This is a genomic window from Neobacillus sp. PS2-9, assembly GCF_030915525.1.
Lineage (GTDB): Bacteria > Bacillota > Bacilli > Bacillales > Cytobacillaceae > Neobacillus.
Window position 1 is genome coordinate 25,001 of the sequence record NZ_CP133269.1, and the last position, 26,204, is coordinate 51,204.

Genomic DNA, 26,204 nt, shown 5'->3' on the forward strand with positions numbered 1-26,204 from the left:
CTGAGCTATAGGCCCCCACTACGAATATTTCATTGAGAATTTGCACTCTCAAAACTAAGCAAACAAAAACAATCAAACAAACATGTTTTGTCTGGCTCATATGTCCAGCTTATATCCTTAGAAAGGAGGTGATCCAGCCGCACCTTCCGATACGGCTACCTTGTTACGACTTCACCCCAATCATCTGTCCCACCTTAGGCGGCTGGCTCCTTACGGTTACCCCACCGACTTCGGGTGTTACAAACTCTCGTGGTGTGACGGGCGGTGTGTACAAGGCCCGGGAACGTATTCACCGCGGCATGCTGATCCGCGATTACTAGCGATTCCGGCTTCATGTAGGCGAGTTGCAGCCTACAATCCGAACTGAGAATGGTTTTATGGGATTGGCTAAACCTCGCGGTCTTGCAGCCCTTTGTACCATCCATTGTAGCACGTGTGTAGCCCAGGTCATAAGGGGCATGATGATTTGACGTCATCCCCACCTTCCTCCGGTTTGTCACCGGCAGTCACCTTAGAGTGCCCAACTGAATGCTGGCAACTAAGATCAAGGGTTGCGCTCGTTGCGGACTTAACCCAACATCTCACGACACGAGCTGACGACAACCATGCACCACCTGTCACTCTGTCCCCCGAAGGGGAACGTCCTATCTCTAGGAGTGTCAGAGGATGTCAAGACCTGGTAAGGTTCTTCGCGTTGCTTCGAATTAAACCACATGCTCCACCGCTTGTGCGGGCCCCCGTCAATTCCTTTGAGTTTCAGCCTTGCGGCCGTACTCCCCAGGCGGAGTGCTTAATGCGTTAGCTGCAGCACTAAGGGGCGGAAACCCCCTAACACTTAGCACTCATCGTTTACGGCGTGGACTACCAGGGTATCTAATCCTGTTTGCTCCCCACGCTTTCGCGCCTCAGCGTCAGTTACAGACCAGAAAGCCGCCTTCGCCACTGGTGTTCCTCCACATCTCTACGCATTTCACCGCTACACGTGGAATTCCGCTTTCCTCTTCTGCACTCAAGTCCCCAGTTTCCAATGACCCTCCACGGTTGAGCCGTGGGCTTTCACATCAGACTTAAAGGACCGCCTGCGCGCGCTTTACGCCCAATAATTCCGGACAACGCTTGCCACCTACGTATTACCGCGGCTGCTGGCACGTAGTTAGCCGTGGCTTTCTGGTTAGGTACCGTCAAGGTACCGGCAGTTACTCCGGTACTTGTTCTTCCCTAACAACAGAGCTTTACGACCGAAGGCCTTCATCGCTCACGCGGCGTTGCTCCATCAGACTTTCGTCCATTGTGGAAGATTCCCTACTGCTGCCTCCCGTAGGAGTCTGGGCCGTGTCTCAGTCCCAGTGTGGCCGATCACCCTCTCAGGTCGGCTACGCATCGTCGCCTTGGTGAGCCGTTACCTCACCAACTAGCTAATGCGCCGCGGGCCCATCTGTAAGTGTCAGCCGAAACCGACTTTCAGCTTTCCCTCATGAGAGGAAAAGGATTATCCGGTATTAGCTCCGGTTTCCCGAAGTTATCCCAGTCTTACAGGCAGGTTGCCCACGTGTTACTCACCCGTCCGCCGCTAACCACCGAAGTGGTTCGCTCGACTTGCATGTATTAGGCACGCCGCCAGCGTTCGTCCTGAGCCAGGATCAAACTCTCCAAGAAAGTTGATTAGCTCATTTTGTTACGTTGGCTTAGTTTCATAAGAAACTAATAATTTTTGTTTGTTGACGTTTTTGTTTGTTTAGTTTTCAAAGAACAAATTTTCCTAACCGCTCGTAAGCGACTCAATAAATATATCATGTACAATATCTAAAGTCAACGTTTTTTTCTTTTTTACTATTTGTAAATTAGAAACGCCATGTCGACTTAAAATATTATACCAGCTGTACCATCTTGTATCAATATATAATTAATAAAAAAAGGCTGACTCATTGATTTTTGAGTCAGCCTTTTTTCTATTATTCTTCACTCTCAGAAGGATTCACATCTTGGTTTTCTTCGACCACGTTACCTTCAACGTCATTACTGTCATCCTCTTGAGACTCTTCTTCTTTTTCAACCTTCGCTACTGTTGCAACGAATTCGTTATCGCTTTCTTTCATACTAATAAGTTTGACACCTTGCGTGCTTCGACCCATTTTAGAAATACTAGCTACATCCATTCGAATGAGTACACCACCGGTTGTGATAAGCATAAGGTCTTCTTCACCTGTCACTGCTCTCATGGAGACAAGTGGACCATTTTTCTCAGTCACCTGGCAGGTTTTTATTCCTTTACCGCCTCTTCCCTGGATACGATATTCCGATGCAGGAGTACGTTTACCATAACCATTCTTGGTTACAATAAGAACATCATTGCTCTCTTCTAAAACTTCCATTCCGACAACTTCATCATCAGAATCTAGAGTAATCCCTTTTACTCCTGTTGCGGTACGTCCCATAGACCTAACATCCGTTTCAGTGAAGTGAATTAACATACCCTTTTTCGTTCCGATGATCATATGCTTGTTGCCATCCGTTAGACGAACAGATATTAGCTCATCACCTTCACGTAAACTCAAAGCAATGAGTCCGTTATTACGGATATTAGCAAATGATGTTAACGGAGAACGTTTAGACACCCCTTCTTTTGTGGTAAAGAAGAGGAACCAATCATCGACAAATTCCTCGATAGGAATAATCGCATTTACCCATTCACCTTTTTCGATCCCAAGCAAGTTAATGATTGGAATTCCTTTAGCTGTTCGGCTATATTCAGGTATTTCGTACCCTTTTGATCGATATACCTTACCTTTGTTGGTAAAGAAAAGAATTGTATCATGCGTTGATGTGGTGATTAAATGTTCAACGAAATCATCTTCATTTGTTCCCATGCCTTGTATACCACGACCACCACGTCGTTGGGCACGATATGTAGATACAGGTAGACGTTTGATATAACCATTATGGGTTAATGAAATGACAATATTTTCACGAGGAATTAAGTCTTCATCCTCAATATTCTCAAGTCCGCCTGTTACAATCTCGGTACGGCGCTTATCATTGAAGCGCTCTTTAATTTCAGTCAATTCCTCACGGATAATGGCAAGAACCTTTTCTTCATCCGCTAAAATTGCTTTTAATTCTGCAATTAGCTTCACTAAGTTTTGATACTCTTCTTCAATCTTTTCTCTTTCTAATCCCGTTAAACGTTGTAGACGCATATCAAGGATCGCTTGTGCCTGCTTTTCAGAAAGATTAAAGGTTGTCATTAAACCTTCACGTGCAATATCCGTTGTTTGTGAACTTCGAATTAAATTTATAACCGCATCAAGATTGTCTAAAGCAATTCTTAAGCCATCTAAAATATGGGCACGTGCTTCTGCTTTTCGTAATTCAAATTCAATTCTTCTTCGAATAACTACTCTTTGATGATCCAGATAGTGAACCAAACATTGCTTTAGGCTCAGTACCTTCGGCTGTCCACCAACAAGTGCTAGCGTGTTAATTCCGAAGCTGGTTTGAAGTGCCGTTTGTTTATATAAATTATTTAAAAGGACATTTGCATTCGCATCTTTCCGAACTTCAATGACGATTCGCATTCCTCTACGGTCAGATTCATCCCGCAGATCAGTGATGCCTTCAATTTTTTTATCACGAGCTAATTCGGCAATTTTCTCAATTAACTTCGCCTTATTTACTTGATATGGAAGCTCATTTACAATGATAACTTCCTTACCGTTAGACTTTTGTTCAATTTCCACTTTAGCTCGGATTGTTATGGAGCCTCTGCCAGTTTCGTAAGCCTTCCGAATACCGCTTCTGCCAAGAATCATTCCGCCTGTTGGGAAATCAGGACCTGGGATAATTTCCATTAACTCCTGAGTAGTTATTTCTGGATCATGACTGATTGCTAACACTCCATCGATAACTTCCCCAAGCTGATGTGGTGGTATATTTGTAGCCATACCTACCGCAATACCCGTCGTTCCATTAACTAATAGGTTTGGAAACCTAGCTGGTAAAACAACCGGTTCTCTTTCCTCACCATCATAGTTATCTTGATAATCAATAGTATCTTTGTTTATATCTCTTAATAATTCCATTGATATCTTAGACATTCTTGATTCTGTGTAACGCATAGCTGCTGCAGCGTCACCATCCACAGAACCAAAGTTACCATGCCCATCAACGAGCATATAACGATAGTTGAAATCCTGTGCCATACGTACCATCGTTTCATAAACAGCAGAATCACCATGTGGGTGATACTTACCGATTACATCCCCAACAATACGAGCAGATTTTTTATATGGTTTGTCCGAATGCATTCCTAAATCATGCATAGCATAAAGAATACGGCGATGAACTGGTTTTAACCCATCACGGACATCCGGAAGGGCACGAGAAACAATAACACTCATCGCATAGTCAAGAAAGGAAGATTTCATCTCTTGACTTATATTAATCTCTTTTATTTGAGAATTTGGTGTTTCAGCCATAATTTGTACCTCCTATTGGATCACACTAAGGGCTAGGTAAAAGAAAAAGGAGGATAGTGGTCATCCCTCTACCCCTTAATCTATATCTAGTTAAATATCTAGATTCTTTACATATTGCGCATTTGCTTCAATGAAGTTACGGCGTGGTTCTACCTTATCGCCCATTAACATTTCAAATGTCTCGTCTGCTTCTATCGCATCTTCAAGGCTCACTTGAAGCATGGTTCTAGTAGATGGATCCATCGTTGTTTCCCATAATTGTTCTGGATTCATCTCTCCCAAACCTTTATAACGTTGAATATTTGGCTTCGGTGCTGCTGGTAACTCCGCAAAAATCTTATCAAGTTCTTTATCATTATAGGCGTACTCTATACGCTTCCCTTGCTGAACCTTATAAAGAGGTGGCTGTGCAATGTAAATATAGCCCGCTTCTAAGATTTTTCTCATATAACGATAAAAGAAGGTTAAGATAAGTGTCCGAATATGCGCACCATCTACGTCGGCATCTGTCATAATTACAACTTTATGATAACGGGCTTTTGAAATGTCGAAATCTTCGCCAATTCCAGTTCCAATGGCTGTGATCATTGCTCTTACTTCGTTGTTAGACAGAATCTTGTCAAGACGTGCTTTTTCAACATTAAGAATTTTACCTCTTAGGGGTAGAATTGCTTGGAAGTGTCGGTCCCGTCCTTGCTTCGCTGAACCTCCCGCAGAATCACCCTCAACGATGTATATTTCACTCTCTGAGGGATCTTTTGAAGAGCAGTCCGCAAGTTTACCTGGTAAGCTCGATACTTCTAGAGCACTTTTCCGGCGCGTTAATTCCCTAGCTTTCTTAGCTGCAAGTCTGGCCCGTGCCGCCATCAAACCTTTTTCAACGATTTTTTTCGCTACCGTTGGATTTTCTAAGAGGAATTTTTCAAAGTGGCCGGCAAAGACCGTATCTGTGATAGCCCTAACTTCTGAATTACCGAGTTTTGTCTTTGTTTGTCCCTCAAATTGTGGATCAGGATGTTTGATGGAAACAATCGCTGTTAACCCTTCACGGACATCTTCCCCTGATAGGTTCGTATCATTCTCTTTGATTAGGCTATTTTTCCTTGCATAATCATTGATAACTCTTGTTAAGGCTGTTTTAAATCCGGATTCATGTGTTCCACCTTCATAGGTGTGAATATTATTGGCAAAAGAATAAATGCTATCAGTGTAGCCCTCGTTGTACTGAAGGGCAACTTCCACACTAATACCATCGCGTTCCCCGCCAATATATATCGGTTCTTCATGAATGACTTCCTTCGTGCGGTTTAAATGTTCAACATACGATTTAATTCCGCCTTCGTAGTAGTATTCATTCTGTTTATTTTCAACACGCTTATCTTCAATAGTGATTTTAATTCCTTTGTTTAAGAAGGCTAATTCACGAAGACGAGTAGCGAGAATGTCATATTCATATACTAATGTTTCAGTGAAAATCTCTCCATCGGGTTTAAAGTGTGTAATTGTACCCGTTTGATCAGTTGTACCAATAACCTCTAATTCTTGAACAACTGCGCCTCGCTCAAATTTAATCGAGTGAATTTTCCCATCACGGTGGACATATACCTCAAGTTCAGTAGAGAGGGCATTAACAACTGAAGCACCAACACCATGAAGGCCCCCAGAAACCTTATAACCCCCACCGCCAAATTTACCGCCGGCATGGAGTACCGTCATAATAACTTCAACTGCGGGTCTGCCCATCTTTTCTTGAATACCAACCGGAATTCCACGGCCATTATCCTTGACAGTAATACTGTTATCTTTTTCAATTAAGACATTAATCTCATCACAGTAACCAGCGAGTGCCTCATCAATACTGTTATCAACAATTTCCCATACTAGATGATGAAGACCCTTTCCACTAGTTGATCCAATATACATACCAGGTCTTTTTCTAACCGCTTCAAGGCCTTCAAGGACTTGGATTTGATCCGCACCGTATGCTTGTTCCTGAACCGCATTTTGTTCGATAGTCATACTAGTTCACCTGCACCTTCTGACAAAAATATATCTATATTTTCGTTGTTTAAAACAATAAAAGAATGTTTATATTAAAATTCATGTATACTCATTTGATTTGAACGTTTCTTTAAAGTTCCAGAGGCAATCGGGGATAGGTATACTTTTTCATGGGTAATAATAACTGACTTATAAGGGTTTTTAGACAAATTAATTACCTTTTCCTGATGGTGCTCTAGGAATTCCTCGACAAGTGACGATTGATGGGCACTTTCTTTATCTAAAATAGAAATAATATCCTTAGCCCTAATATTAAGATCTTCCCCGATATGAATATACATAGTTCACCTCAGTTTACTTTCCTTATCGCTCCAGCCTCAACAACAAAGGTTGAAGCCTCCTTTAATGTTTGGTGGTCAATCCCTTCCACACTTGTCGTTGTCACAAATGTTTGAACCTTTCCCTGGATGGTATTAAGTAAATGGGATTGTCTGTAATCATCCAATTCGGATAACACATCATCAAGCAGTAAAATAGGGTACTCACCAATTTCAGAATAGATTAGCTCAATTTCTGCAAGCTTTACCGAAAGGGCCGTTGTTCGCTGTTGTCCCTGTGAACCAAAGGTTTGAACATCTCTTCCGTTCACAAAAAATAATAAATCATCACGATGAGGCCCAAAAAGGGTAGTGCCTCTTTCAATTTCCTTCGTTCTGACCTTCGCGAATTTTTCTTCAAAGCATGCTATCATCTTCGACAAATCTTGTTCTTCTAATACCTCTACCGAAGGCTTATAGGTAATTTCCAGGTTCTCTAACCCCCTTGAAATCCCTTGATGGATTGGTTTTGCCCATTTTTCAAGTAAACGGAGGAATTCAAACCGCTTTGTGACAATTTTCACTGCCATTTGGATGAATTGTTCCGTTAAAATTTCAAGCATGGTTTGATCCGTTTGTTTCCTTATTTGCATCATTTTCAAATAATGATTGCGTTGTTGGAGTATTTTTTGATATTGGCTCATATCATGTAAATAAATTGGCGAAACCTGCCCAATCTCCATATCAATAAACCGTCTTCGCACCTGTGGACTGCCTTTAACAATATTAAGGTCTTCTGGTGCAAACATAACCACATTCAAATTGCCCACATATTGACTTAATCTTTGCTGTTCAATATGGTTGCACTTTGCCTTTTTTCCCTTTTTCGAAATAATTAGCTGCATAGGCAAAGAACTATGTTGTTTTTGAACCCGTCCCTCTATTTTAGCATATTCTTGGTCCCAGCGAATAAGTTCTTTGTCATTAGATGTCCGGTGTGATTTTGCCATGGCGAGGACATAAATGGATTCCATCACATTTGTTTTCCCTTGGGCATTCTCACCTAAGATAACATTTACTTTATTTTCAAATTCCACGAATAGCTCTTCATAGTTTCGATAATTATTTAAGGCTAATTTTTCAATATACATGGCAACGCATCCTTTAGCTAGTCGGTAACCACAAACTCCCCAAAGCCAGCAATTTGGACTTTGTCACCTGCTCGAAGCTTTCTACCTCTTCTTTGATCTTGTTCACCATTTATAATTACTTCATGTTCGCTCAAAAACCATTTTGCCATTCCACCCGTTTGAATTACATCAGCTAATTTCAAAAATTGACCTAATGTAATAAATTCTGTGTCCAGCTTTACTTTTTCAGGCATGTTGTCACCCTCATTTCTAAAATGGTCTCAATACTTTATTTTACTAAAAAAATCATCAGGATACAAAGAAAACCAAAAAAAGAAATCATTTTACTTTTTATAAGTAAAGAAAGCCGCCATTTAATTGGCGGCCATCTGTAGTTTTTTATTGATTAGTATGTTCTTACAGGTAGGATTAACTGCAAGATGCTTTCGTCATGTAGAGGCCGGATTAAGAAGGGGCGCATGGCTCCTGTGAAGCTTACTTTGATATCCGTTCCTTCTAATGCTTTTAATGCATCCATCATATATTTCGCGCTAAAGGAGATTTTTAGATCATCTCCCTCAATGGATGAGCTTTGAATCTCTTCTACAACTTTTCCTATTTCAGGAGTATTGGAGGAAACCTCAATGATTCCATCCTCAATCGTAGAGAACTTAACCACATTATTCCTTCCTTCACGTGCTAATAGGGAAGCACGATCAATCGCTTGAAGGAATTCCTTCGTGTTAACCGTTACATCGGTCTTACTCTCATTTGGAATCAATCTAGACGTATCAGGATAATTTCCTTCTAACAATCTTGAAAAGAATAGTAAGTGCTTTGCTTTAAATAATATTTGATTTTCTGTAATAACAATATCTATTAGTTCATTGGAGTCATCAATAATCTTATTTAATTCATTTAAGCTCTTGCCTGGAATAACAACATTATAGCTATCGTTATTCTCCGTTTCGATTTTTGCTTTTCTTAATGCCAGACGATGACTATCTGTTGCAATACAGATTAGTTCCTCATTTTCGATCTTCCAGTTTACACCTGTCAAGATGGGGCGTGTTTCTGAGGTGGACACTGCAAAATGTGTTTGTCTAATCATCGCTTTTAGAAGATCGGTAGCAATATGAAACTTATTATTTTCCTCAATTTGTGGAAGGTGAGGGTATTCCTCTGCATCTAAACCATTTAAGTTAAACTCGGATTTTCCAGATCGAATAACGGTTTGAAGTGAACCAAGTACCTCAATTTCAACTGAGTCTGTAGGCAGCTTTTTAACAATTTCGCTAAAAAACTTGGCTTGTAGAACAATCGATCCTACTTGTTTAATTTCAACAATTTCATCCCCAGCATCCTCTTTTGGAATGAATGATTCAATTGAAATATCAGAATCACTACCTGTTAACGTTACTCCTTCAGCAGTCGCAGTAATTTTAATCCCGGTCAAGATTGGAATGGTTGTCCTTGTTGTGACAGCCTTCATAACATCTTGCACACTTTGAACAAGGCGGTCTCGTTGGATTATAAATTTCATATCAAAATCCTCCGTTTAGGCATATTTTTTTAGCTGTAACATATAATATTATTTTTTAAAAAAAATAGTAGAAGTACTAGTAGGGCCTGTTAGTATGTGGATAACTGACATTTTACAATGGAAACACAGCCTATCCACATGTGGACAGACTGTGTACAACAGGTAAGAAGTTATTCACATTATTAAATAGAAAATGCAAAAAAAATAATTACACTTTCAATAAATCATGTAATTCCTTCATTTGCTTTTGCATTTGTGCATCTGTCTGAAGCAGCTTTGAGATTTTTTCATGTGCATGAATGACAGTTGTGTGATCGCGTCCACCAAACTCTTCTCCTATTTTAGGCAAGGAGTAGTCTGTTAATTCGCGGGATAAATACATGGCAATTTGCCTAGGAAACGCAACAGATTTGGTCCGTTTCTTCGCTTTAAAGTCCTCTAGTTTAATACTAAAGTATTCCCCAACGACCCGTTGAATTTCAAGAATCGTAATTACTTTAGGTTTAGAGCTTGGAATGATATCCTTTAATGCCTCTGCAGCTAGATCTGCATTTATATCCTTATTAATTAAGGATGAATAGGCAACTACTCGAATCAATGCTCCCTCTAATTCACGAATGTTTGAATCAATTTGGTTGGCAATATAGAGCATGACCTCATTGGGAATATCTAATCCTTCCGCTTTTGCTTTCTTACGAAGAATCGCAATCCTTGTTTCTAAATCAGGGGGAGTAATATCTGTAATTAGGCCCCATTCAAAACGGGAACGTAAACGATCCTCTAGTGTAGGGATCTCTCTTGGCGGCCGGTCACTAGAAATAATAATTTGCTTACTTTCTTCATGCAATGCATTAAATGTATGGAAAAATTCTTCTTGGGTTGATTCTTTTCCAGCTAAAAACTGAATATCATCTATAAGTAAAATATCTACATTTCGATATTTATTGCGAAAATTCTCTGCTTTATTGTCACGAATCGAGTTAATGAATTCATTTGTAAATTTTTCTGATGATAAATAAACGACCTTCGCGGAAGGGTTATGATCTAAAACATAATGGCCAATTGCGTGCATTAAGTGGGTCTTTCCTAATCCTACGCCCCCATAAATAAATAGCGGATTATATGCTTTTGCTGGCGCCTCAGCTACCGCAAGTGATGCTGCATGGGCGAAACGGTTACCAGAACCGATAACGAATGTATCAAATGTATATTTTTGATTTAGAATACCTTGAGGAAAATCACCGTGATCATCCTCTTTTTTCACCTTTTTTGGCGGTAATTGCACATCTGTCTCTGCTTCATTCTGGTTTTGCGGAATAATAAACTTTACTGATAGCTCTTCTCCGGTAATTTCATAGAGAATACCAGAGATTAACTGAGAATAACGCTCTTCCAGCCAATCACGCGCAAATTCATTGGGTGCTGTTATGATAAGCAAATTGCCTTGAAGGGAATGGGCCTTTGTTGACTTAAGCCAGGTGTCAAAGCTAGGCTTGCTTATCTTTTTCTCAATATTGGCTAGGGCAGCATTCCAAAGATCCGCAATATTTTCCAACTAGTATCCCTCCTTAATCGTCTTTTTTTCTTTATTGTCCAGCTCCTGCGGCTCATCTTTCGTAAACGACCGCTTGTACTTTTGTAATCTACTTGACTAAAGTTCCGTTAAAAAACACAGGTTATACAAGTTGTACAACCTATTAATTTATAAATATACGAAACACTGGTTGTGGAAAACATATAATAAGGAATAAATGTGGAGTTTCGACAATATCCACCCCTTGTGGACAAGTTTTTACATAGTGCTTGGATAAACTATCCACATGTTATCCACAAATTGTGGATAATTAATTTGGGGGATAAAGTTATTCAGAGTGAAAACACAAATATAATATCAAATAATTGCTTGTGGTGCAATGCCTTTTCGCAGTTTATCCACAACCAGAACAACGTGTGCACAAAATTTGTCCACAAGTAGATAATTTGTGCAAAACCTGTCAATATGTTGTGTGGATAATGAAAAAAATGTCGAAATAATATCCACAACTAAATTTTCGGGTTAGAACTATTCACTTTGTCTAGTGTGCCTCACTTTTCTAATTATAGTTTCTGGAAAATCGATAATTCATATTCGAAAAAAATTGGAAATGGGAAACAATAGTTGGAGAGTGGTTGACAATTTTATGTTGACCTCTTTATAATAAGTTAGACTGTCGTTTAAAATTGTCAGCTATTCCTCAGGGAGGTGTCATATAATGAAAAGAACATATCAACCAAATAGTCGTAAACATAGTAAAGTTCACGGTTTCCGTAGTCGTATGAGCTCAGCTAATGGACGTAAGGTTCTAGCTCGTCGTCGTCAAAAAGGAAGAAAAGTATTATCAGCATAGACCACTGAAGAGTCAGTGGTCTTTTTTTCTAATTAAAGGGGGGAAGAGATCTTCCCCTTGATTAGAAAATTCGCCGATTAACAAAAAAAAGTCCTTTTCGGCTTAGAAAATAGAGCATATTTGAATACTACGAATGGTTATAGTAGAAATTGAACTATCTTACCTGAGCCAATCAGAGACTGAAGGTGTTTATTGATGAAAAAAGAATTTCGAGTAAAGAAAAATAAAGAGTTCCAAGCTGCCTTTCAAAAAGGGCATTCATTTGCTAATAGGCAATTTGTTGTCTACTCTCTGCAAAAAGCAGATCAGGACTACTTCCGCATCGGTTTGTCAGTCAGTAAAAAAATCGGAAATGCTGTTACTAGAAATAGAATCAAACGGTATGTCAGACAAGCTATCTTTGAACTGAATGACCAGCTAGAAGCTGGAAAGGACTATGTCATTATTGCGCGGAAGCCTACTGCTGATATGGATTTTTTTGAAGTAAAAAAAAGCTTAACCCATGTCCTTAAGGTGGGAAAAGTGCTTAAAAAATGATAAAATACCCATAAAATATACATAAAAAAATTTATATATTGGCAAGGAGGAAAATTTGGTTGAAGAAACGAATATTACTTTTGTTCGGTATGAGTTTTGTCTTTGTATTTTTAACCGGATGTAGTGAAATCAAAAAGCCGATTACTTCTGAAAGTACTGGTTTTTGGAATGAATACATTGTCTATCCACTATCCTGGTTGATTAAAGAAGGAGCACACTTACTAGGAGGCAGCTATGGTCTCGCGCTAATCGTCGTAACCATTGTTATTCGACTAGCTATTCTGCCATTAATGATTAAGCAGACGAAAAGCTCAAAAGCGATGCAGGCTCTCCAGCCAGAAATGAAGGCCCTTCGTGAGAAATATAGTTCGAAAGACCAAAAGACACAGCAAAAATTGCAGCAAGAAACAATGGCGCTATTTTCAAAACATGGTGTCAATCCAATGGCCGGCTGTTTTCCATTAATTGTTCAAATGCCAATTTTGATTGGTTTTTATCATGCTATTTCAAGAACAAGAGAAATTGCTTCAGATAATTTCTTATGGTTTGATCTTGGAGAAAAGGATCCTTATTACATTTTGCCGATAATTGCTGGTATTACCACTTTTATTCAGCAAAAATTGATGATGGCTGGCCAAGAACACAATCCACAAATGGCAATGATGCTTTGGATGATGCCGATCATGATTGTTTTCTTTGCATTTAGTTTCCCAGCTGCCCTTTCATTGTATTGGGTTGTTGGTAACATTTTTATGATTGTTCAAACCTATTTTATTAAAGGACCGGATTTAAGGGCAAACGCCACCGGTAATGTGGGAGGAGCAAAAAAGTGAAACAGGTAACTGCTACAGGACAAACTGTCGAAGAAGCAGTAGAATCAGCTTTAGCTCAATTAAATACCACCAAAGACCGCACAGATGTTGACATTATTGACGTAGGTAAAAAAGGGATTTTCGGTATTTTTGGATCACGTCCAGCAATAGTGAAAGTAACGGTAATCATTGATCCAATCGAAGAAGCAATGAAATTTCTTTCTCAAGTGAGTGAACAAATGGGGGCACCTGCTAAAGTAGAAATTAAACGTGAGGGCAAACAAGTTACTTTTGTGATGACTGGAGAAAAGATTGCATTATTAATTGGAAAAAGAGGTCAAACTTTAAATTCATTGCAATATTTGACACAGCTTGTGATTAATCGCTTTTCCAACCAATATTTAAATGTAGTCCTCGATGCTGAAGATTACCGAAATAGAAGAAGTGAAACACTGATTCAATTATCCCATCGTCTAGCACAAAAGGCAGTGAAAACAGGAAAAGAAGTTTCCTTAGAACCCATGCCTTCCTATGAGCGTAAAGTCATTCATACCGCTTTGTCGGAAAACAAACGTGTAAAAACTTCTTCTGATGGATCTGAGCCACATCGTTTTGTGGTGATTACTCCAGTTAGAAGGTAATTGTCGTTCGTAAAAGACATCCTATTACTAGGGTGTCTTTTTTTGTGGGATTTTTTAATTGTCTAGCTCCAGCGCCTAGCCCCTCGGGTCAAATAACCTTCTGCAATAAAAGTCAAAGAACGACTTTTCTTGCAGAAGAACATTTGCCTGTCGGGGCTGACCAAGGCGCTTCCTCTTTTCTTAGTGTTGATAACTAACTTAACTTTGAGTTTTCGTTTTATTGTTATTCACATGTGGATAAGTTAAAATAATAAATAGACATTTTTCGGTTGTGGATAATTTGATTGCTTTGTTAACGAGGATTCATGTGGTATTCTAATAATTTGAGAAAAAATTTCCGATTATTATATAGATAAATTTTTTTATGTGAGGTGAAGATCATGGAGTTGGATACGATTGCGGCGATATCAACGCCAATGGGAGAGGGTGCTATTGCGATTGTCCGACTGAGCGGTGATGATGCCATTCAAATTGCAGATAAGCTTTTTAGAGGTGTTGGCGGGAAAAGACTTGTAGAGATGACATCCCATACCATTCACTATGGACATCTGTTTGACCCTAAAGATGGCCAAGTTGTAGAAGAGGTAATGGTCTCAGTGATGAAGGGACCGAAGACTTTTACGAAAGAGGATGTTGTTGAAATTAACTGTCATGGCGGAATTGTATCCGTCAATCGAGTACTGCAGCATGTGTTGAATCATGGGGCAAGGTTAGCCGAACCAGGTGAATTTACAAAGAGAGCCTTTTTGAATGGACGGATTGATTTATCACAGGCAGAAGCCGTAATGGATTTAATTAGGGCGAAGACGGATCGGGCCATGAATGTAGCTCTTAGTCAAATGGAAGGGCGCCTTTCAAACCTTATCCGGAGATTGCGACAGGAAATTTTAGAAATCCTTGCTCATGTTGAAGTGAATATTGATTACCCCGAATATGATGATGTGGAGGAAATGACCCATCATATGCTGCTAGAAAAAGCGGCCTTTGTACAGGAGGAAATTAAAAAGATTCTACAAACATCGCAGCAAGGGAAAATTTTACGAGAAGGTTTATCTACCGTTATCGTAGGACGGCCTAACGTTGGGAAGTCTTCCTTACTTAATAGCCTAGTACATGAAAATAAAGCCATTGTTACAGATATTCCCGGTACGACTCGTGATGTGATTGAGGAATATGTGAATGTTCGAGGTGTACCGTTAAGACTACTAGATACAGCAGGAATTAGGGAAACAGAGGATATTGTCGAACGAATTGGTGTGGAGCGCTCCCGTCAAGTTTTAAAAGAAGCTGATTTGATTTTGCTTGTCATGAATTACTCTGACAAACTGAGCGTAGAGGATGAAAACCTTTTTGAGGTTGTTAAGGGAATGGATGTCATTGTCATTATTAATAAAACAGACCTCCCACAAGAAATTGATATGGAAAGAGTAACACAGCTTGCGGAAGGTCATAAAATGGTGACGACCTCCTTACTGGAAGACCATGGTGTCGATGAATTGGAGGAAGCAATAGCTTCATTGTTCTTTGCAGGTTCCATTGAATCAGGTGACATGACGTATGTTTCAAACACTCGACACATAGCGCTATTAAACCAAAGTCTACATGCGATCGAAGAAGCAATTGAAGGAGTAGAAACAGGTACTCCAATTGATATCGTTCAAATAGATTTAACAAGGTCATGGGAATTACTTGGAGAAATTACTGGTGAAAGTGTCCATGAAAGCCTCATTGATCAATTATTTTCACAGTTCTGTTTAGGGAAATAGATAAGTAAGGTTCAAAGCAAGTTCCGTTTTTTTACGGAAAAGGAGGAACAACATGCAATACGAAGCAGGAAAGTATGACGTTATAGTCGTAGGTGCGGGACATGCTGGCTGTGAAGCCGGACTTGCCTCTGCTAGACTAGGTGCAAAAACATTAATGATTACAATTAATTTAGATATGGTTGCCTTTATGCCATGTAATCCTTCTGTTGGAGGGCCCGCAAAGGGAATTGTTGTGCGTGAAATCGATGCTCTAGGTGGGGAAATGGCCAAGAATATTGATAAAACCTACATCCAAATGCGGATGTTAAACACGGGAAAAGGGCCAGCAGTCCGTGCACTAAGAGCACAAGCGGATAAATTTGATTACCAGCATGAAATGAAGAAAACACTTGAAGAAGAACCGAACTTAACGTTACTACAAGGTATGGTTGAAAAGTTAATTGTGGAAGATGAAATGGTTAAAGGGGTCATCACAAAAACAGGGGCCACTTATTCTGCAAAAACAGTTGTTATCACAACTGGAACCTATCTTCGCGGGGAAATTATCCTTGGTGAATTAAAGTATTCGAGCGGTCCGAATAATCAACAACCATCCATCAAGCTATCAGAGCATTTAGAAGAGCTTGGTTTTGAACTTGTCCGTTTTAAGACAGGTACACCACCTCGAGTAGATGGTAATACGATTGATTATAGCAAAACTGAAATACAGCCAGGTGATGAAGTACCAAGAGCGTTTTCGTACGAGACGACAAAATTCATTACCGATCAGCTGCCGTGTTGGTTGACTTATACAAATGACAGAACTCATCAATTAATTGATGATAACCTACACCGTTCACCGATGTTCTCTGGAATGATTAAAGGTACAGGTCCAAGATACTGTCCTTCCATTGAAGATAAGGTTGTTCGATTTAATGACAAGCCTCGTCATCAGATTTTCCTTGAGCCAGAAGGAAGAAATACGAAGGAAGTATATGTTCAAGGTTTATCGACCTCCTTGCCTGAAGATGTACAGCATCGAATTCTTAAAACAATTCCAGGATTAGAAGAGTCTCAAATGATGAGAGCGGGTTATGCCATTGAGTATGATGCCATTGTTCCTACACAACTATGGCCGACATTAGAAACTAAAGTTGTTAAAAATTTATATACGGCTGGACAAATCAATGGAACATCTGGTTATGAGGAAGCGGCTGGTCAAGGGTTAATGGCCGGTATTAATGCGGGTCTTAAGGCATTAGAGCGAGAAGAATTAGTTTTGAGCCGATCTGATGCGTATATTGGTGTGTTAATTGACGATTTGATCACAAAAGGGACAAACGAGCCCTATCGTTTGTTGACCTCTAGAGCAGAATATCGCTTATTATTACGTCATGATAATGCGGATTTAAGATTGACTGAAATTGGTCATAAAATCGGTCTTATTCGTGATGAGCGCTATGAAGCATTTTTAGTAAAAAAAGCAGCAATCGAAGCGGAAAAGGAACGATTACAGTCCATCATTCTTAAACCATCTACAGAAGTTCAGGCAGTCATTCGAAGTGTGGGTGGCAGTGAACTTAAGGATGGAATTCATGCTGCGGATCTGCTAAAAAGACCAGAAATGACGTATGAATTAGTCGAACAGCTTTCGAAGAGTGAGATTGAATTAAACAATGAAATCAAAGAGCAAGTAGAGATTCAAATTAAGTACGAAGGCTATATTGAAAAATCACTTCAGCAGGTTGAACGCTTAAAGAAAATGGAAAATAAGAAAATCCCTGAAAATATTGATTATGATGCGATTAACAGTTTAGCAACAGAAGCTAAACAAAAACTTAAGCAAATCAAACCGTTATCAATTGCTCAAGCATCCCGTATTTCTGGTGTTAATCCAGCTGATATTTCAATTCTCCTCGTTTATTTGGAGCAAGGCCGTATTGCAAAAGTTCATGAATAATTTTAAACAGTTCCCAGCATATGATGCTGGGGCTGAACAGTTAGTGAGGAAGATGGTCTATGGATATCGAACAATTTAAGGCAAGCCTGGAGGAAAAGGGAATTACTCTTACAGATAGGCAACTTGAACAGTTTCAGACCTATTTTGAAACGCTTGTCGAGTGGAACGAAAAAATGAATTTAACAGCAATAACGGAAAAGCATGAAGTGTATCTAAAACATTTTTATGATTCCATTGCTGCATCCTTTTATTTTGATTTTACCAAGCCTTTTCATCTATGTGATGTTGGAGCAGGTGCAGGATTTCCAAGTATCCCGTTAAAAATTGTATATCCTCAAATTGAGGTAACCATTGTTGATTCCTTGAATAAACGAATTTCATTTTTAAATCATCTTGCTACCGTTCTAAAATTAGATAACGTTCATTTTGTTCATGATCGTGCGGAAACCTTTGGGGTCAATCCAAGTTATCGGGAAGCCTTTGATGTGGTTACAGCTAGAGCGGTTGCCAGAATGTCTGTTTTAAGTGAACTTTGCCTGCCGCTGGTAAAAGTCGGAGGGACATTTATTGCTATGAAGGCAGCCCATGCCCAGGATGAATTAGGAACAGGCCAAAAGGCCATCACTACTCTTGGTGGAAAAGTGGAAAAGGTGTTCACCTTTACGCTCCCACTCGAAGAGAGTGAACGAAATATTTTAATCATTAAAAAGGAAAAACAAACGCCAAAGAAATATCCTCGGAAGCCAGGAACACCAGGAAAATCGCCGATCGAATAGGTTGATTAGAGCGGAAGGCGCGAGGTAAAGTTATTTTGTTAAGCTAACAATTTTTCTATAAAAATGGTATCCTAGGCAGGAAGAAATTATTTGTATAGAGAATAAGTAATAGGGAGTTTCGTAAAGGTGGTGTTGGGGATGAAGCATTCGTTTACACGCTTTTTTGGCCTCGGCGATAAGGGAGAACAAGAGGTTGAGTTTGAGCAGGAAATAGATATCGAACGAAACGAGGAAATAAGGAAAATACCGATTAATCAGATCGTAGCAAATCGGTTCCAACCTCGAACGGTGTTCGATGAAGACAAAATTGAAGAGCTATCAAGAACCATTCATATACATGGTATCATTCAACCTATTGTCGTCAGGGAGTTTGATATCGATAGATTTGAAATTATTGCCGGGGAGCGCCGTTGGCGTGCGATGAAAAAGCTTGGCTGGAATGAAGCCCCTGCAATTGTAAAAAATCTATCGGATACTGAAACGGCTTCTGTTGCACTGATAGAGAATTTACAGCGTGAAGAATTATCTCCTATTGAAGAAGCGATTGCATATGGAAAGCTGCTTGAGCTCCATAATTTGACACAAGAGGCATTAGCACAGCGACTGGGTAAAGGACAATCAACAGTCGCTAATAAGCTGCGTCTTCTTAAATTACCACAGCCTGTTCAAGAGGCGTTATTAAATAAAGTCATTACTGAACGCCATGCTCGTGCACTTATTCCATTAAAAGATCCGGAAAAACAAGTTATGCTATTGGCAGAAGTGATTGAAAAGAATTTTAATGTGAAGCAAACCGAAGAACGCGTTGTCAGGATGCTGGAACAAAAAAATGAAAAGCCGAAGCCGAAGCGAAAGGCTTTTAGTAAAGATATGAGAATAGCGGTCAATACGATTCGCCAATCGTTATCAATGGTAACAGATAGTGGAATCAACTTGGATGCCGAAGAAGAAGAATTTGAAGAATTCTACCAATTCACCATCCGCATTCCAAAGAAAAAATAAGTGCTAAGACCAGACTGAAAAGTTTGGTTTTTTTTTATGGAATTATATTTAAATATTAAAAAGCCAATGTTAATATGGCATCCTGTTGATTGTAGAGGAAGGCGCGAAGACTCCTGTGGGAGTGTATGGTTCAGGGGAGACCCCGCAGGCGCGTTTCGCCGAGGAGGCTCGCCGAAACACCCACGAACCGCTCGCGCCTGGAGCGGAAATCAACAGACAAGGTTATGGTGCATTTTTTAATTTAAACCTTTCTTTGTGTTAATTATTGTAAAAAATATCCATATTATACATTGGAATATTTTTAGAAAATAAATAACAACGAAATCATTTCATGATAAAATAAAGGAATGGAATTTTACATTCCTAAACATATGTTAGATAATTAATAATAATTAACTTTTGATAGAATATGAGTTTAAAATTTTTTAAGAATTAAGGTAGGTGACAACGTGGGCAAAATCCTTGCAATCGCGAATCAAAAAGGCGGAGTCGGTAAAACGACAACAAGCGTCAACCTAGGAGCCTGCTTAGCATACATAGGGAAACGTGTGTTATTGGTAGACATAGACCCGCAAGGCAATGCAACAAGTGGGGTTGGAATTGAAAAGGCAGAAGTAGAACAGTGTATTTATGATGTGTTAGTAGATGATGTAGAAGCAAAGGATGTTATAAAGCCAACATCCGTTGATAATTTATATGCTATACCAGCAACTATTCAATTAGCAGGGGCTGAAATTGAATTGGTTCCTACTATTTCAAGAGAAGTGCGTTTAAAACGTGCGCTTGGAGAGGTAAAAGATCAGTTCGATTATATTATTATTGATTGTCCTCCATCCTTAGGATTATTAACTCTTAATGCATTAACAGCATCTGATGCGGTGATTATCCCTGTTCAATGTGAGTATTATGCGTTAGAAGGACTGAGTCAATTATTAAATACTGTTAGACTGGTGCAAAAACATTTAAATCAGGATTTAAAAATTGAAGGTGTCTTACTAACGATGCTTGATGCGAGAACGAATCTCGGGATTCAAGTCATTGAAGAAGTCAAAAAATACTTCCAAGATAAAGTCTACAAAACCATTATTCCAAGAAATGTGCGTCTAAGTGAGGCTCCAAGTCACGGGGAACCAATCATTACTTATGATTCAAAATCCCGTGGAGCGGAAGTGTATTTAGATTTAGCAAAGGAAGTGGTATCGAATGGCTAAAGGTTTAGGAAAAGGCCTGAATGCATTTTTTGCGAATGTTGAACCTGGAAAGGAAGAAGCAATCCAAGAAATTAAGCTGAAAGAACTGCGTCCCAACCCTTACCAGCCCCGAAAAACCTTCCACCAAGAAGCGATCGATGAATTAAGAGATTCGATCATCGAACATGGAATTTTACAGCCTCTAGTCGTTAGAAAGAGTATTAGAGGCTATGAAATTGTTGTAGGGGAACGACGTTTTCGTGCTGCAAGGGAAGCAAAACTGGAAACTGTTCCAGCTGTTGTTCGTGAATTATCTGAGCAACAAATGATGGAATTAGCGGTGTTGGAAAATTTACAGAGGGAAGATTTAAACCCAATTGAAGAAGGCCAAGCCTACCAAACATTAATGGAAAAGTTAAAGCTGACGCAAGAAGAAGTAGCCAAGCGTTTAGGAAAAAGCCGACCACATATCGCGAACCATATCCGCCTCCTTTCTCTTCCGCAAAAGATTCAGGAATTAATTTCAGCTGAGAAAATCACAATGGGACATGGACGTGCCTTGTTAGGACTTAGGCAAAAGGCAAAATTACCTGCTATCGTTGAAAAGGTCATCCAGGAAGGATTAAATGTCCGTCAGTTAGAAAAATTAATTCAACAACTAAATGATAATGTTTCACGTGAAACAAAAAAGCCAGAAAAGAAAAAAGATGTCTTTTTACAGGAACGCGAGCATGTTCTTCGTGAGCGCTTTGGAACCACTGTGAACATTAAACAAAACAAGAATAAAGGAAAAATTGAAATTGAATTTTTCTCACAAGAGGACCTCGAGCGAATCCTAGAAATGCTAGATCGCGAAGAAACCTTGTAAGCCATCTCCTAGATGGTTTATTTTTTTGAGAAAATTCTTTTCAATCTAGCAGAAAAGTGATAGTTTAATACTAATATTATTTCGAGAGGCGAAAAAAGGGGTAACAATCATGTTTTTATTAGGCACATTGGTGAATGGACTGTTAATTATTATCGGTACTCTAATTGGAAAAGCATTAAACCGAATCCCTGAAGGAATGAAAGTAACGGTCATGTATGCAATCGGCATGTCCGTGATGGTACTGGGACTTCAGATGGGCTTAAAGAGTGAAAACTTCTTAATCGTTATTATCAGCTTAGTCGTTGGAGCTGTAACTGGAGAACTTTTAAAATTAGAAGATAAATTAAATGATCTGGGACAATGGCTTGAATCAAAGGTTGGGTCAAATGGAAAAGGAAGCATTTCCGAAGGATTTGTTACTGCCACTCTCATCTTTGTCATTGGAGCAATGGCGATCCTTGGCGCACTTGATAGCGGGATTCGGGGTGATCATGATGTATTGTATATGAAATCATTGATTGATGGATTTACCGCACTAATCCTAACTACTACTCTAGGAATTGGCGTGATCTTCTCTGCTGTTCCAGTCATGCTGTATGAAGGGTTGATAGCCTTATTTGCAACTCAAATTGATCGTTTCGTTCCACAGGCACTAATGGATCAATTTATTGTTGAAATGACTGCTACAGGCGGAGTCATGATCTTTGCCATCGGCTTGAATCTAACAGGCATGACAAAGATTAAAGTGGCTAATTTGTTGCCGGGGATTGTCATAGTTGGGATTATCGTGACGATTATGTATAATTATCATCGATTCTTCCAATAAATGGAATTAAAAAGAGCAATCGGTACGTGCCGGTTGCTCTTTTAATTAGTCCTCTCTTCTTCTACCCAATTTAATTCCGTCCAGTTTTTCTTTGGGTAAAGCAGGCTTGCCTGGTAAATGCCATTTGCAATCGTTTTAGCCATCTTCATGACTAAATTTAATCGTGTATTCTGTAGTACAAAAAACTCCATAAATCCGCTGACATTCACAATGCCTGTGATATGTATATCCCCCACAGCCGGAAGTTCCTTATTTACACCTGCACCGGGCTTGACGGGTCCAGTACCAACTTGGATCACGCCGACATTCTTAATTCGGCCTAAACATGCATCTATACCAATAATATAAGGATCAACATATTTTGCTTGAATTTCTTTCAACTTTTCAGCTAAATTCACCGCATGAATCGGGTCATCTAATGTGCCATACACATGAAAAGCTTTGAGATTCTTCTCTTCCAGTAATGTTCCGACAAGTGGTCCTAATGAATCGCCTGTAGAGCGGTCTGTTCCAATACAAATAAAAACAATTGGGCGTTTGGTTACACTAGGAATATAATCAATTAACTCTTCCGCTAAATGTTCAGCAGCGTGAAGGTCATCGTGACTAATGCGTGCTTTGGCCCTCCTGTCAAAAAGGTTTGTTTTCAGATTCACTCGGCCCACTCCCTAAATTTTGAATAGTTTTACTATTATACGGAAAATTCAGGGATTCTATACATAACAAGGCAGAAAAAGAAAAATCACAATGCTATTATCTAACTAGAAAAATTGTTAAAATAGATGAGGTATTATGGATGTAAGGATGGTGTGTGAATGAGTATTACTGAAAAAGGAATCCAAAAAGTAGTTGATAAATTTCAGAACGAAGACACATGGTTAAACATGGGTGAAGGTTTTCTAAAAATTATTGCCATTATTATTATCTCCAACATCTTAATTCGTATTGGGAAAGTAGCCATACACAATGTATTTAAAATTAGAAATCTCTCCCCGTTGACTACCTCGGTACGACGAGAAGAGACACTTTCCAAGCTTCTCGATAACATCCTTTCCTACGTTATTTATTTTATTGCTGCAATGATGATTCTTTCAGTACTTGGAATTGATGTGAAAGCACTGATTGCAGGAGCAGGAGTTGTCGGCTTAGCCGTTGGTTTTGGTGCTCAGAACTTGGTGAAAGATGTGATTTCTGGCTTCTTCATTATTTTTGAAGATCAATTTTCAGTTGGTGACCATGTCCGTCTTGGACAGTTCGAGGGTAATGTCCAAACAATTGGTTTACGAACAACTAAATTAAAAAGCTGGACAGGTGAGGTCCATATTTTACCTAATGGTAGTATAATGGAGGTAACAAATTTTTCCCTTAATAACAGCCTTGCAATTATAGATGTCGGGATTGCTTATGAAGAGGATATAGATAAAGCTGAAAAGGTTATTCGAGAATCACTTGAAACAATGCCAGAAAAATATGAGGAGTTAGTGAAAACACCAGATTATTTAGGGATTCAAAGCTTTGGACCTTCAGAGGTAATCGTCAGGATTGTGGCTGAAACATTGCCGATGCAGCATACAGCAGTTTCAAGGAAAATTCGTAAAGATATTAAACTACACCTAGATGAGCACGGAATTGAAATACCGTATCCGCGTATGGTCATGTACTCAAAGGATCCTAGAGTGACGAAAGAACCTGGGGTGTAAAGGAGGGGAAGTTCGATGGAAGAAAAAGAATTTGCCTTAAATGATGTCGTTGAAATGAAAAAGCAACATCCTTGTGGAACGAATCGCTGGAAAATCATCCGCCTCGGAATGGACATCAGGATTAAATGTGAAGGCTGCGGACATAGCGTATTAATCCCAAGAAAAGAGTTTGGAAGGAAAATGAAAAAGACTTTAGTGAAGCATGAGGGTTAAGCCCGTGCTTCTTTTTTTAGACATAGAACAGAAGGTTGGGGGTGGAGATATTGAAGGAGATTCGAAAGGCAGCGTGTCCTTTAAATTGTTGGGATAGCTGTGGATTTAACGTAACAGTAGAGAACTACAAGGTTGTGAAAGTGGAAGGTGATCCCTCCCATCCAATTACAAAGGGAAAAATTTGTGGACGAGGCAGGATGCTCGAAACGAGAACCAACTCAAGCCAAAGGCTATTGCACCCCTTAAAGAAGATCAATGGACAATTTGAGCAGATCTCCTGGGAGCAGGCCCTTGACGAAATTTCTGCAAAATTAAAGGGAATCAAAGAAAAGTACGGCTCAACTGCTGTTTTGCATAGTCATGATTACGCGAATAATGGGATATTAAAAAACTTGGACCAACGCTTTTTTAATTGTTTTGGCGGGGTAACCGAACTATACGGCTCACTTTGTTGGGGGGCAGGTATTGAAGCGCAAAAATGGGATTTTGGGAATGCTTATAGCCACGAACCTGAGGACATTACTAACAGCAAACATATCATTATTTGGGGAAGAAATGTCTCTAGAACAAACATGCACTTTTATGAAAAGCTTTTAGAAGTGAAGAAAAAAGGGGCTAAAATCTATGTGATTGATCCTCTCTATAATGCAACGGCAAAAATAGCCGATCAGTATATTTCAGTGAAACCAGGAATGGACGGATTATTAGCAGCTGCAATTATTAAAGAAATGCTCCGCTTAGGATTGGAAGACCGACAGTTTATCGAACAATATACACATGGATTCCCAGACTTAGCTGCACTCCTAGTAGAAATCTCAATGGAACAATTGAGTGAAATGACGGAAGTACCCTTAGAGGTAATCACGCAATTAGCTCAAATTTATGCAGATAAGCCAACCGCTACTTATATGGGTTTAGGTTTGCAAAGATATACAAACGGCGGGAATACCATTCGTTTCATCGATGCACTAGTGGCGATTAGTGGGAATATAGGAGTTGCCGGCGGCGGTGCCAATTATGCAAATCTGCAGGTAGGTCAAAGCTTTGTGTTTGATGAGTTAACTCTGCCTAGTCGAAAACAAAATCATCGGCAATTTTCAATTATGAAGCAGGCGGAAGAGGTACTGGCGGCAGTTGACCCAGAAATTAAGATGATCATCGTAACATGCGGGAACCCTATTACCCAGGTTCCAGACACTAATGTGGTGGAGAAAGCATTTTCTTCAGTTGAAACGCTTGTGGTGATTGAACAGTTTATGACGGACACTGCAAGATTAGCTGATTATGTTTTGCCAACCACCACTGCTTTTGAGGAAGAGGATATTTATTATTCCTCCATGTATCATCATTATGTGAATTATGGACCTAAGCTGGTCACTTCTCCTGGTGAGGCAAAGTCTGACTTATGGATTTGGACAGAATTAGCAAGGCGCTTAGGATTCGGAGAGGACTTTAATTTTTCAAGAGAAGAATGGCTGAAGATGACCTTCCAATCCTTAGAGAAAAAAGGTGTTACGTTTGAACAATTAAAAGAACAGCAAACATTAGAATTACCTGTTGATAAAATTCCTTGGCAGGACTATCGTTTTCAAACGCCAACAGGAAAGTTTGAATTTACTTCGTTGCTAGGTGGTTCTTTAAAGCTATCTGTACCGGAAGAATCCAAATGGAAAAATCCAAAGCTTGCCGAATACTTTCCGTACCATTTGTTAACGATTCATCCTTTACGCTCGAATCATTCGCAAAATTATCACCTCCTCCCATCTAAGCCAAAGGTAAAAGTTGAGGTTGCATCCAATATCGCAGAACAGAAAAAACTACAAAATGGCGATTTAGTCAGGGTATGGAATGAGCGAGGAGAAGTAAGTGGGTTTATTTCAGTCTTAGCAGCGGCACATCCCAATACGATTAATATTGATGAGGGAATTTGGAAAGAATTCGGCGGATCGGTAAATAAACTAACCTCTAACAGGAAATCGGATAATGGTCTAGGAAGCACATTATTTGATTGTCTAGTAAATATTGAAAAAGTGAACTAACTGCTGCCTATGGGTAGCAGTTTTTTCATCCTTGTCTTTTTT

General features: G+C 39.5%; 22 protein-coding genes, 1 tRNA gene and 1 rRNA gene (1 of these 24 cut by a window edge). 14 read left to right on the top strand and 10 right to left on the bottom strand.

Going from position 1 to position 26,204, the window contains the following annotated elements; genetic code table 11:
- The 9 genes from RCG25_RS00135 to dnaA form a co-directional block, all read right to left on the bottom strand.
- A tRNA-Ile gene (locus RCG25_RS00135) sits at positions 1–15 on the bottom strand (it extends 59 nt beyond the left edge of the window).
- 106 nt (positions 16–121) lie between these two features.
- Positions 122–1,656, bottom strand: a 16S ribosomal RNA gene (locus tag RCG25_RS00140).
- 296 nt (positions 1,657–1,952) lie between these two features.
- On the bottom strand, positions 1,953–4,475 hold the full coding sequence (gyrA, locus tag RCG25_RS00145) for a DNA gyrase subunit A (protein WP_308081658.1): 2,523 nt from the start codon (positions 4,473–4,475) through the stop codon (positions 1,953–1,955).
- Positions 4,476–4,565: 90 nt separating this feature from the next.
- Positions 4,566–6,494 carry a DNA topoisomerase (ATP-hydrolyzing) subunit B gene (gene gyrB, locus RCG25_RS00150; RefSeq protein WP_374121021.1) on the bottom strand — a complete coding sequence of 643 codons (1,929 nt, stop codon included), beginning with the start codon at positions 6,492–6,494 and terminating at the stop codon, positions 4,566–4,568.
- A 74-nt stretch (positions 6,495–6,568) separates the two neighbouring features.
- On the bottom strand, positions 6,569–6,817 hold the full coding sequence (gene remB / locus RCG25_RS00155; protein ID WP_308081659.1) for an extracellular matrix regulator RemB: 249 nt from the start codon (positions 6,815–6,817) through the stop codon (positions 6,569–6,571).
- 8 nt (positions 6,818–6,825) lie between these two features.
- Positions 6,826–7,944, bottom strand: coding sequence for a DNA replication/repair protein RecF (recF, locus tag RCG25_RS00160; protein WP_308081660.1), 1,119 nt, complete (start codon positions 7,942–7,944; stop codon positions 6,826–6,828).
- A gap of 17 nt (positions 7,945–7,961) precedes the next feature.
- On the bottom strand, positions 7,962–8,177 hold the full coding sequence (gene yaaA / locus RCG25_RS00165; RefSeq protein WP_308081661.1) for a S4 domain-containing protein YaaA: 216 nt from the start codon (positions 8,175–8,177) through the stop codon (positions 7,962–7,964).
- A 152-nt stretch (positions 8,178–8,329) separates the two neighbouring features.
- The gene (gene dnaN, locus RCG25_RS00170; protein WP_308081662.1) at positions 8,330–9,466 is read right to left on the bottom strand and encodes a DNA polymerase III subunit beta; all 1,137 of its coding nucleotides are present in this window, start codon (positions 9,464–9,466) and stop codon (positions 8,330–8,332) included.
- Positions 9,467–9,674: 208 nt separating this feature from the next.
- Positions 9,675–11,021: a chromosomal replication initiator protein DnaA gene (dnaA, locus tag RCG25_RS00175; protein WP_308081663.1), complete on the bottom strand. Its 1,347-nt coding sequence runs from the start codon at positions 11,019–11,021 to the stop codon at positions 9,675–9,677.
- Positions 11,022–11,718: 697 nt separating this feature from the next.
- On the opposite strand from dnaA, the gene rpmH reads away from it, so the two are divergent.
- The 11 genes from rpmH to RCG25_RS00230 all read left to right on the top strand — a co-directional run bounded on the left by rpmH (position 11,719) and on the right by RCG25_RS00230 (position 22,210).
- Positions 11,719–11,853, top strand: coding sequence for a 50S ribosomal protein L34 (gene rpmH / locus RCG25_RS00180; protein WP_024031040.1), 135 nt, complete (start codon positions 11,719–11,721; stop codon positions 11,851–11,853).
- Between the two features lie 195 nt (positions 11,854–12,048).
- Entirely contained in the window at positions 12,049–12,390 is a 342-nt protein-coding gene (rnpA, locus tag RCG25_RS00185) for a ribonuclease P protein component (protein ID WP_308081665.1), read from the top strand.
- Positions 12,391–12,449: 59 nt separating this feature from the next.
- Positions 12,450–13,223, top strand: coding sequence for a YidC family membrane integrase SpoIIIJ (gene spoIIIJ / locus RCG25_RS00190; RefSeq protein ID WP_308081666.1), 774 nt, complete (start codon positions 12,450–12,452; stop codon positions 13,221–13,223).
- A complete protein-coding gene (gene jag, locus RCG25_RS00195; protein ID WP_308081667.1) occupies positions 13,220–13,843 on the top strand; it encodes an RNA-binding cell elongation regulator Jag/EloR in 624 nt (207 codons plus the stop codon). The genes spoIIIJ and jag overlap by 4 nt, the downstream gene beginning before the upstream one ends.
- A gap of 380 nt (positions 13,844–14,223) precedes the next feature.
- Entirely contained in the window at positions 14,224–15,609 is a 1,386-nt protein-coding gene (gene mnmE, locus RCG25_RS00200) for a tRNA uridine-5-carboxymethylaminomethyl(34) synthesis GTPase MnmE (RefSeq protein WP_308081669.1), read from the top strand.
- A gap of 52 nt (positions 15,610–15,661) precedes the next feature.
- Entirely contained in the window at positions 15,662–17,548 is a 1,887-nt protein-coding gene (mnmG, locus tag RCG25_RS00205) for a tRNA uridine-5-carboxymethylaminomethyl(34) synthesis enzyme MnmG (RefSeq protein WP_308081670.1), read from the top strand.
- Between the two features lie 59 nt (positions 17,549–17,607).
- Entirely contained in the window at positions 17,608–18,324 is a 717-nt protein-coding gene (gene rsmG, locus RCG25_RS00210) for a 16S rRNA (guanine(527)-N(7))-methyltransferase RsmG (protein ID WP_308081671.1), read from the top strand.
- A 138-nt stretch (positions 18,325–18,462) separates the two neighbouring features.
- Entirely contained in the window at positions 18,463–19,326 is an 864-nt protein-coding gene (gene noc, locus RCG25_RS00215) for a nucleoid occlusion protein (RefSeq protein ID WP_308081672.1), read from the top strand.
- A 449-nt stretch (positions 19,327–19,775) separates the two neighbouring features.
- Entirely contained in the window at positions 19,776–20,537 is a 762-nt protein-coding gene (locus tag RCG25_RS00220) for a ParA family protein (protein ID WP_308081673.1), read from the top strand.
- Complete coding sequence (locus RCG25_RS00225; RefSeq protein WP_308081675.1) at positions 20,530–21,384, top strand: ParB/RepB/Spo0J family partition protein; 855 nt, start codon at positions 20,530–20,532, stop codon at positions 21,382–21,384. Before RCG25_RS00220 ends, RCG25_RS00225 begins: the two co-directional genes overlap by 8 nt.
- A gap of 109 nt (positions 21,385–21,493) precedes the next feature.
- On the top strand, positions 21,494–22,210 hold the full coding sequence (locus RCG25_RS00230) for a DUF554 domain-containing protein (protein WP_308081676.1): 717 nt from the start codon (positions 21,494–21,496) through the stop codon (positions 22,208–22,210).
- Between the two features lie 41 nt (positions 22,211–22,251).
- On the opposite strand, the gene yyaC is transcribed toward RCG25_RS00230, so the two are convergent.
- Complete coding sequence (gene yyaC / locus RCG25_RS00235; RefSeq protein WP_308081677.1) at positions 22,252–22,866, bottom strand: spore protease YyaC; 615 nt, start codon at positions 22,864–22,866, stop codon at positions 22,252–22,254.
- 159 nt (positions 22,867–23,025) lie between these two features.
- Here yyaC and RCG25_RS00240 point away from each other — a divergent pair, with 159 nt between their 5' ends.
- Genes RCG25_RS00240 through RCG25_RS00250 form a run of 3 tightly spaced genes read left to right on the top strand, consistent with a single transcriptional unit; the run spans position 23,026 to position 26,162 of the window.
- Positions 23,026–23,910, top strand: a complete 885-nt coding sequence (locus RCG25_RS00240) for a mechanosensitive ion channel family protein (protein ID WP_308081679.1) — start codon at positions 23,026–23,028, stop codon at positions 23,908–23,910.
- Between the two features lie 15 nt (positions 23,911–23,925).
- Positions 23,926–24,123 (top strand): DUF951 domain-containing protein, encoded by a 198-nt coding sequence (locus tag RCG25_RS00245; protein WP_308081680.1) that lies wholly within the window; start codon positions 23,926–23,928, stop codon positions 24,121–24,123.
- Positions 24,124–24,173: 50 nt separating this feature from the next.
- Positions 24,174–26,162, top strand: a complete 1,989-nt coding sequence (locus RCG25_RS00250; RefSeq protein WP_308081681.1) for a molybdopterin-dependent oxidoreductase — start codon at positions 24,174–24,176, stop codon at positions 26,160–26,162.
- The last annotated feature ends 42 nt before the right edge of the window (positions 26,163–26,204 follow it).

Excerpts from the sequence above, each read along its gene's own strand:
- RCG25_RS00240 (WP_308081679.1), top strand. The coding sequence starts at position 23,026 with ATGAGTATTACTGAAAAAGGAATCCAAAAAGTAGTTGATAAATTTCAG.
- rpmH (WP_024031040.1), top strand. The coding sequence starts at position 11,719 with ATGAAAAGAACATATCAACCAAATAGTCGTAAACATAGTAAAGTTCAC.
- noc (WP_308081672.1), top strand. The coding sequence starts at position 18,463 with ATGAAGCATTCGTTTACACGCTTTTTTGGCCTCGGCGATAAGGGAGAA.
- RCG25_RS00230 (WP_308081676.1), top strand. The coding sequence starts at position 21,494 with ATGTTTTTATTAGGCACATTGGTGAATGGACTGTTAATTATTATCGGT.
- remB (WP_308081659.1), bottom strand. The coding sequence starts at position 6,817 with ATGTATATTCATATCGGGGAAGATCTTAATATTAGGGCTAAGGATATT.
- yaaA (WP_308081661.1), bottom strand. The coding sequence starts at position 8,177 with ATGCCTGAAAAAGTAAAGCTGGACACAGAATTTATTACATTAGGTCAA.
- RCG25_RS00245 (WP_308081680.1), top strand. The coding sequence starts at position 23,926 with ATGGAAGAAAAAGAATTTGCCTTAAATGATGTCGTTGAAATGAAAAAG.
- gyrB (WP_374121021.1), bottom strand. The coding sequence starts at position 6,494 with ATGACTATCGAACAAAATGCGGTTCAGGAACAAGCATACGGTGCGGAT.
- mnmG (WP_308081670.1), top strand. The coding sequence starts at position 15,662 with ATGCAATACGAAGCAGGAAAGTATGACGTTATAGTCGTAGGTGCGGGA.
- RCG25_RS00225 (WP_308081675.1), top strand. The coding sequence starts at position 20,530 with ATGGCTAAAGGTTTAGGAAAAGGCCTGAATGCATTTTTTGCGAATGTT.
- mnmE (WP_308081669.1), top strand. The coding sequence starts at position 14,224 with ATGGAGTTGGATACGATTGCGGCGATATCAACGCCAATGGGAGAGGGT.
- recF (WP_308081660.1), bottom strand. The coding sequence starts at position 7,944 with ATGTATATTGAAAAATTAGCCTTAAATAATTATCGAAACTATGAAGAG.
- gyrA (WP_308081658.1), bottom strand. The coding sequence starts at position 4,475 with ATGGCTGAAACACCAAATTCTCAAATAAAAGAGATTAATATAAGTCAA.
- rsmG (WP_308081671.1), top strand. The coding sequence starts at position 17,608 with ATGGATATCGAACAATTTAAGGCAAGCCTGGAGGAAAAGGGAATTACT.
- rnpA (WP_308081665.1), top strand. The coding sequence starts at position 12,049 with ATGAAAAAAGAATTTCGAGTAAAGAAAAATAAAGAGTTCCAAGCTGCC.
- dnaN (WP_308081662.1), bottom strand. The coding sequence starts at position 9,466 with ATGAAATTTATAATCCAACGAGACCGCCTTGTTCAAAGTGTGCAAGAT.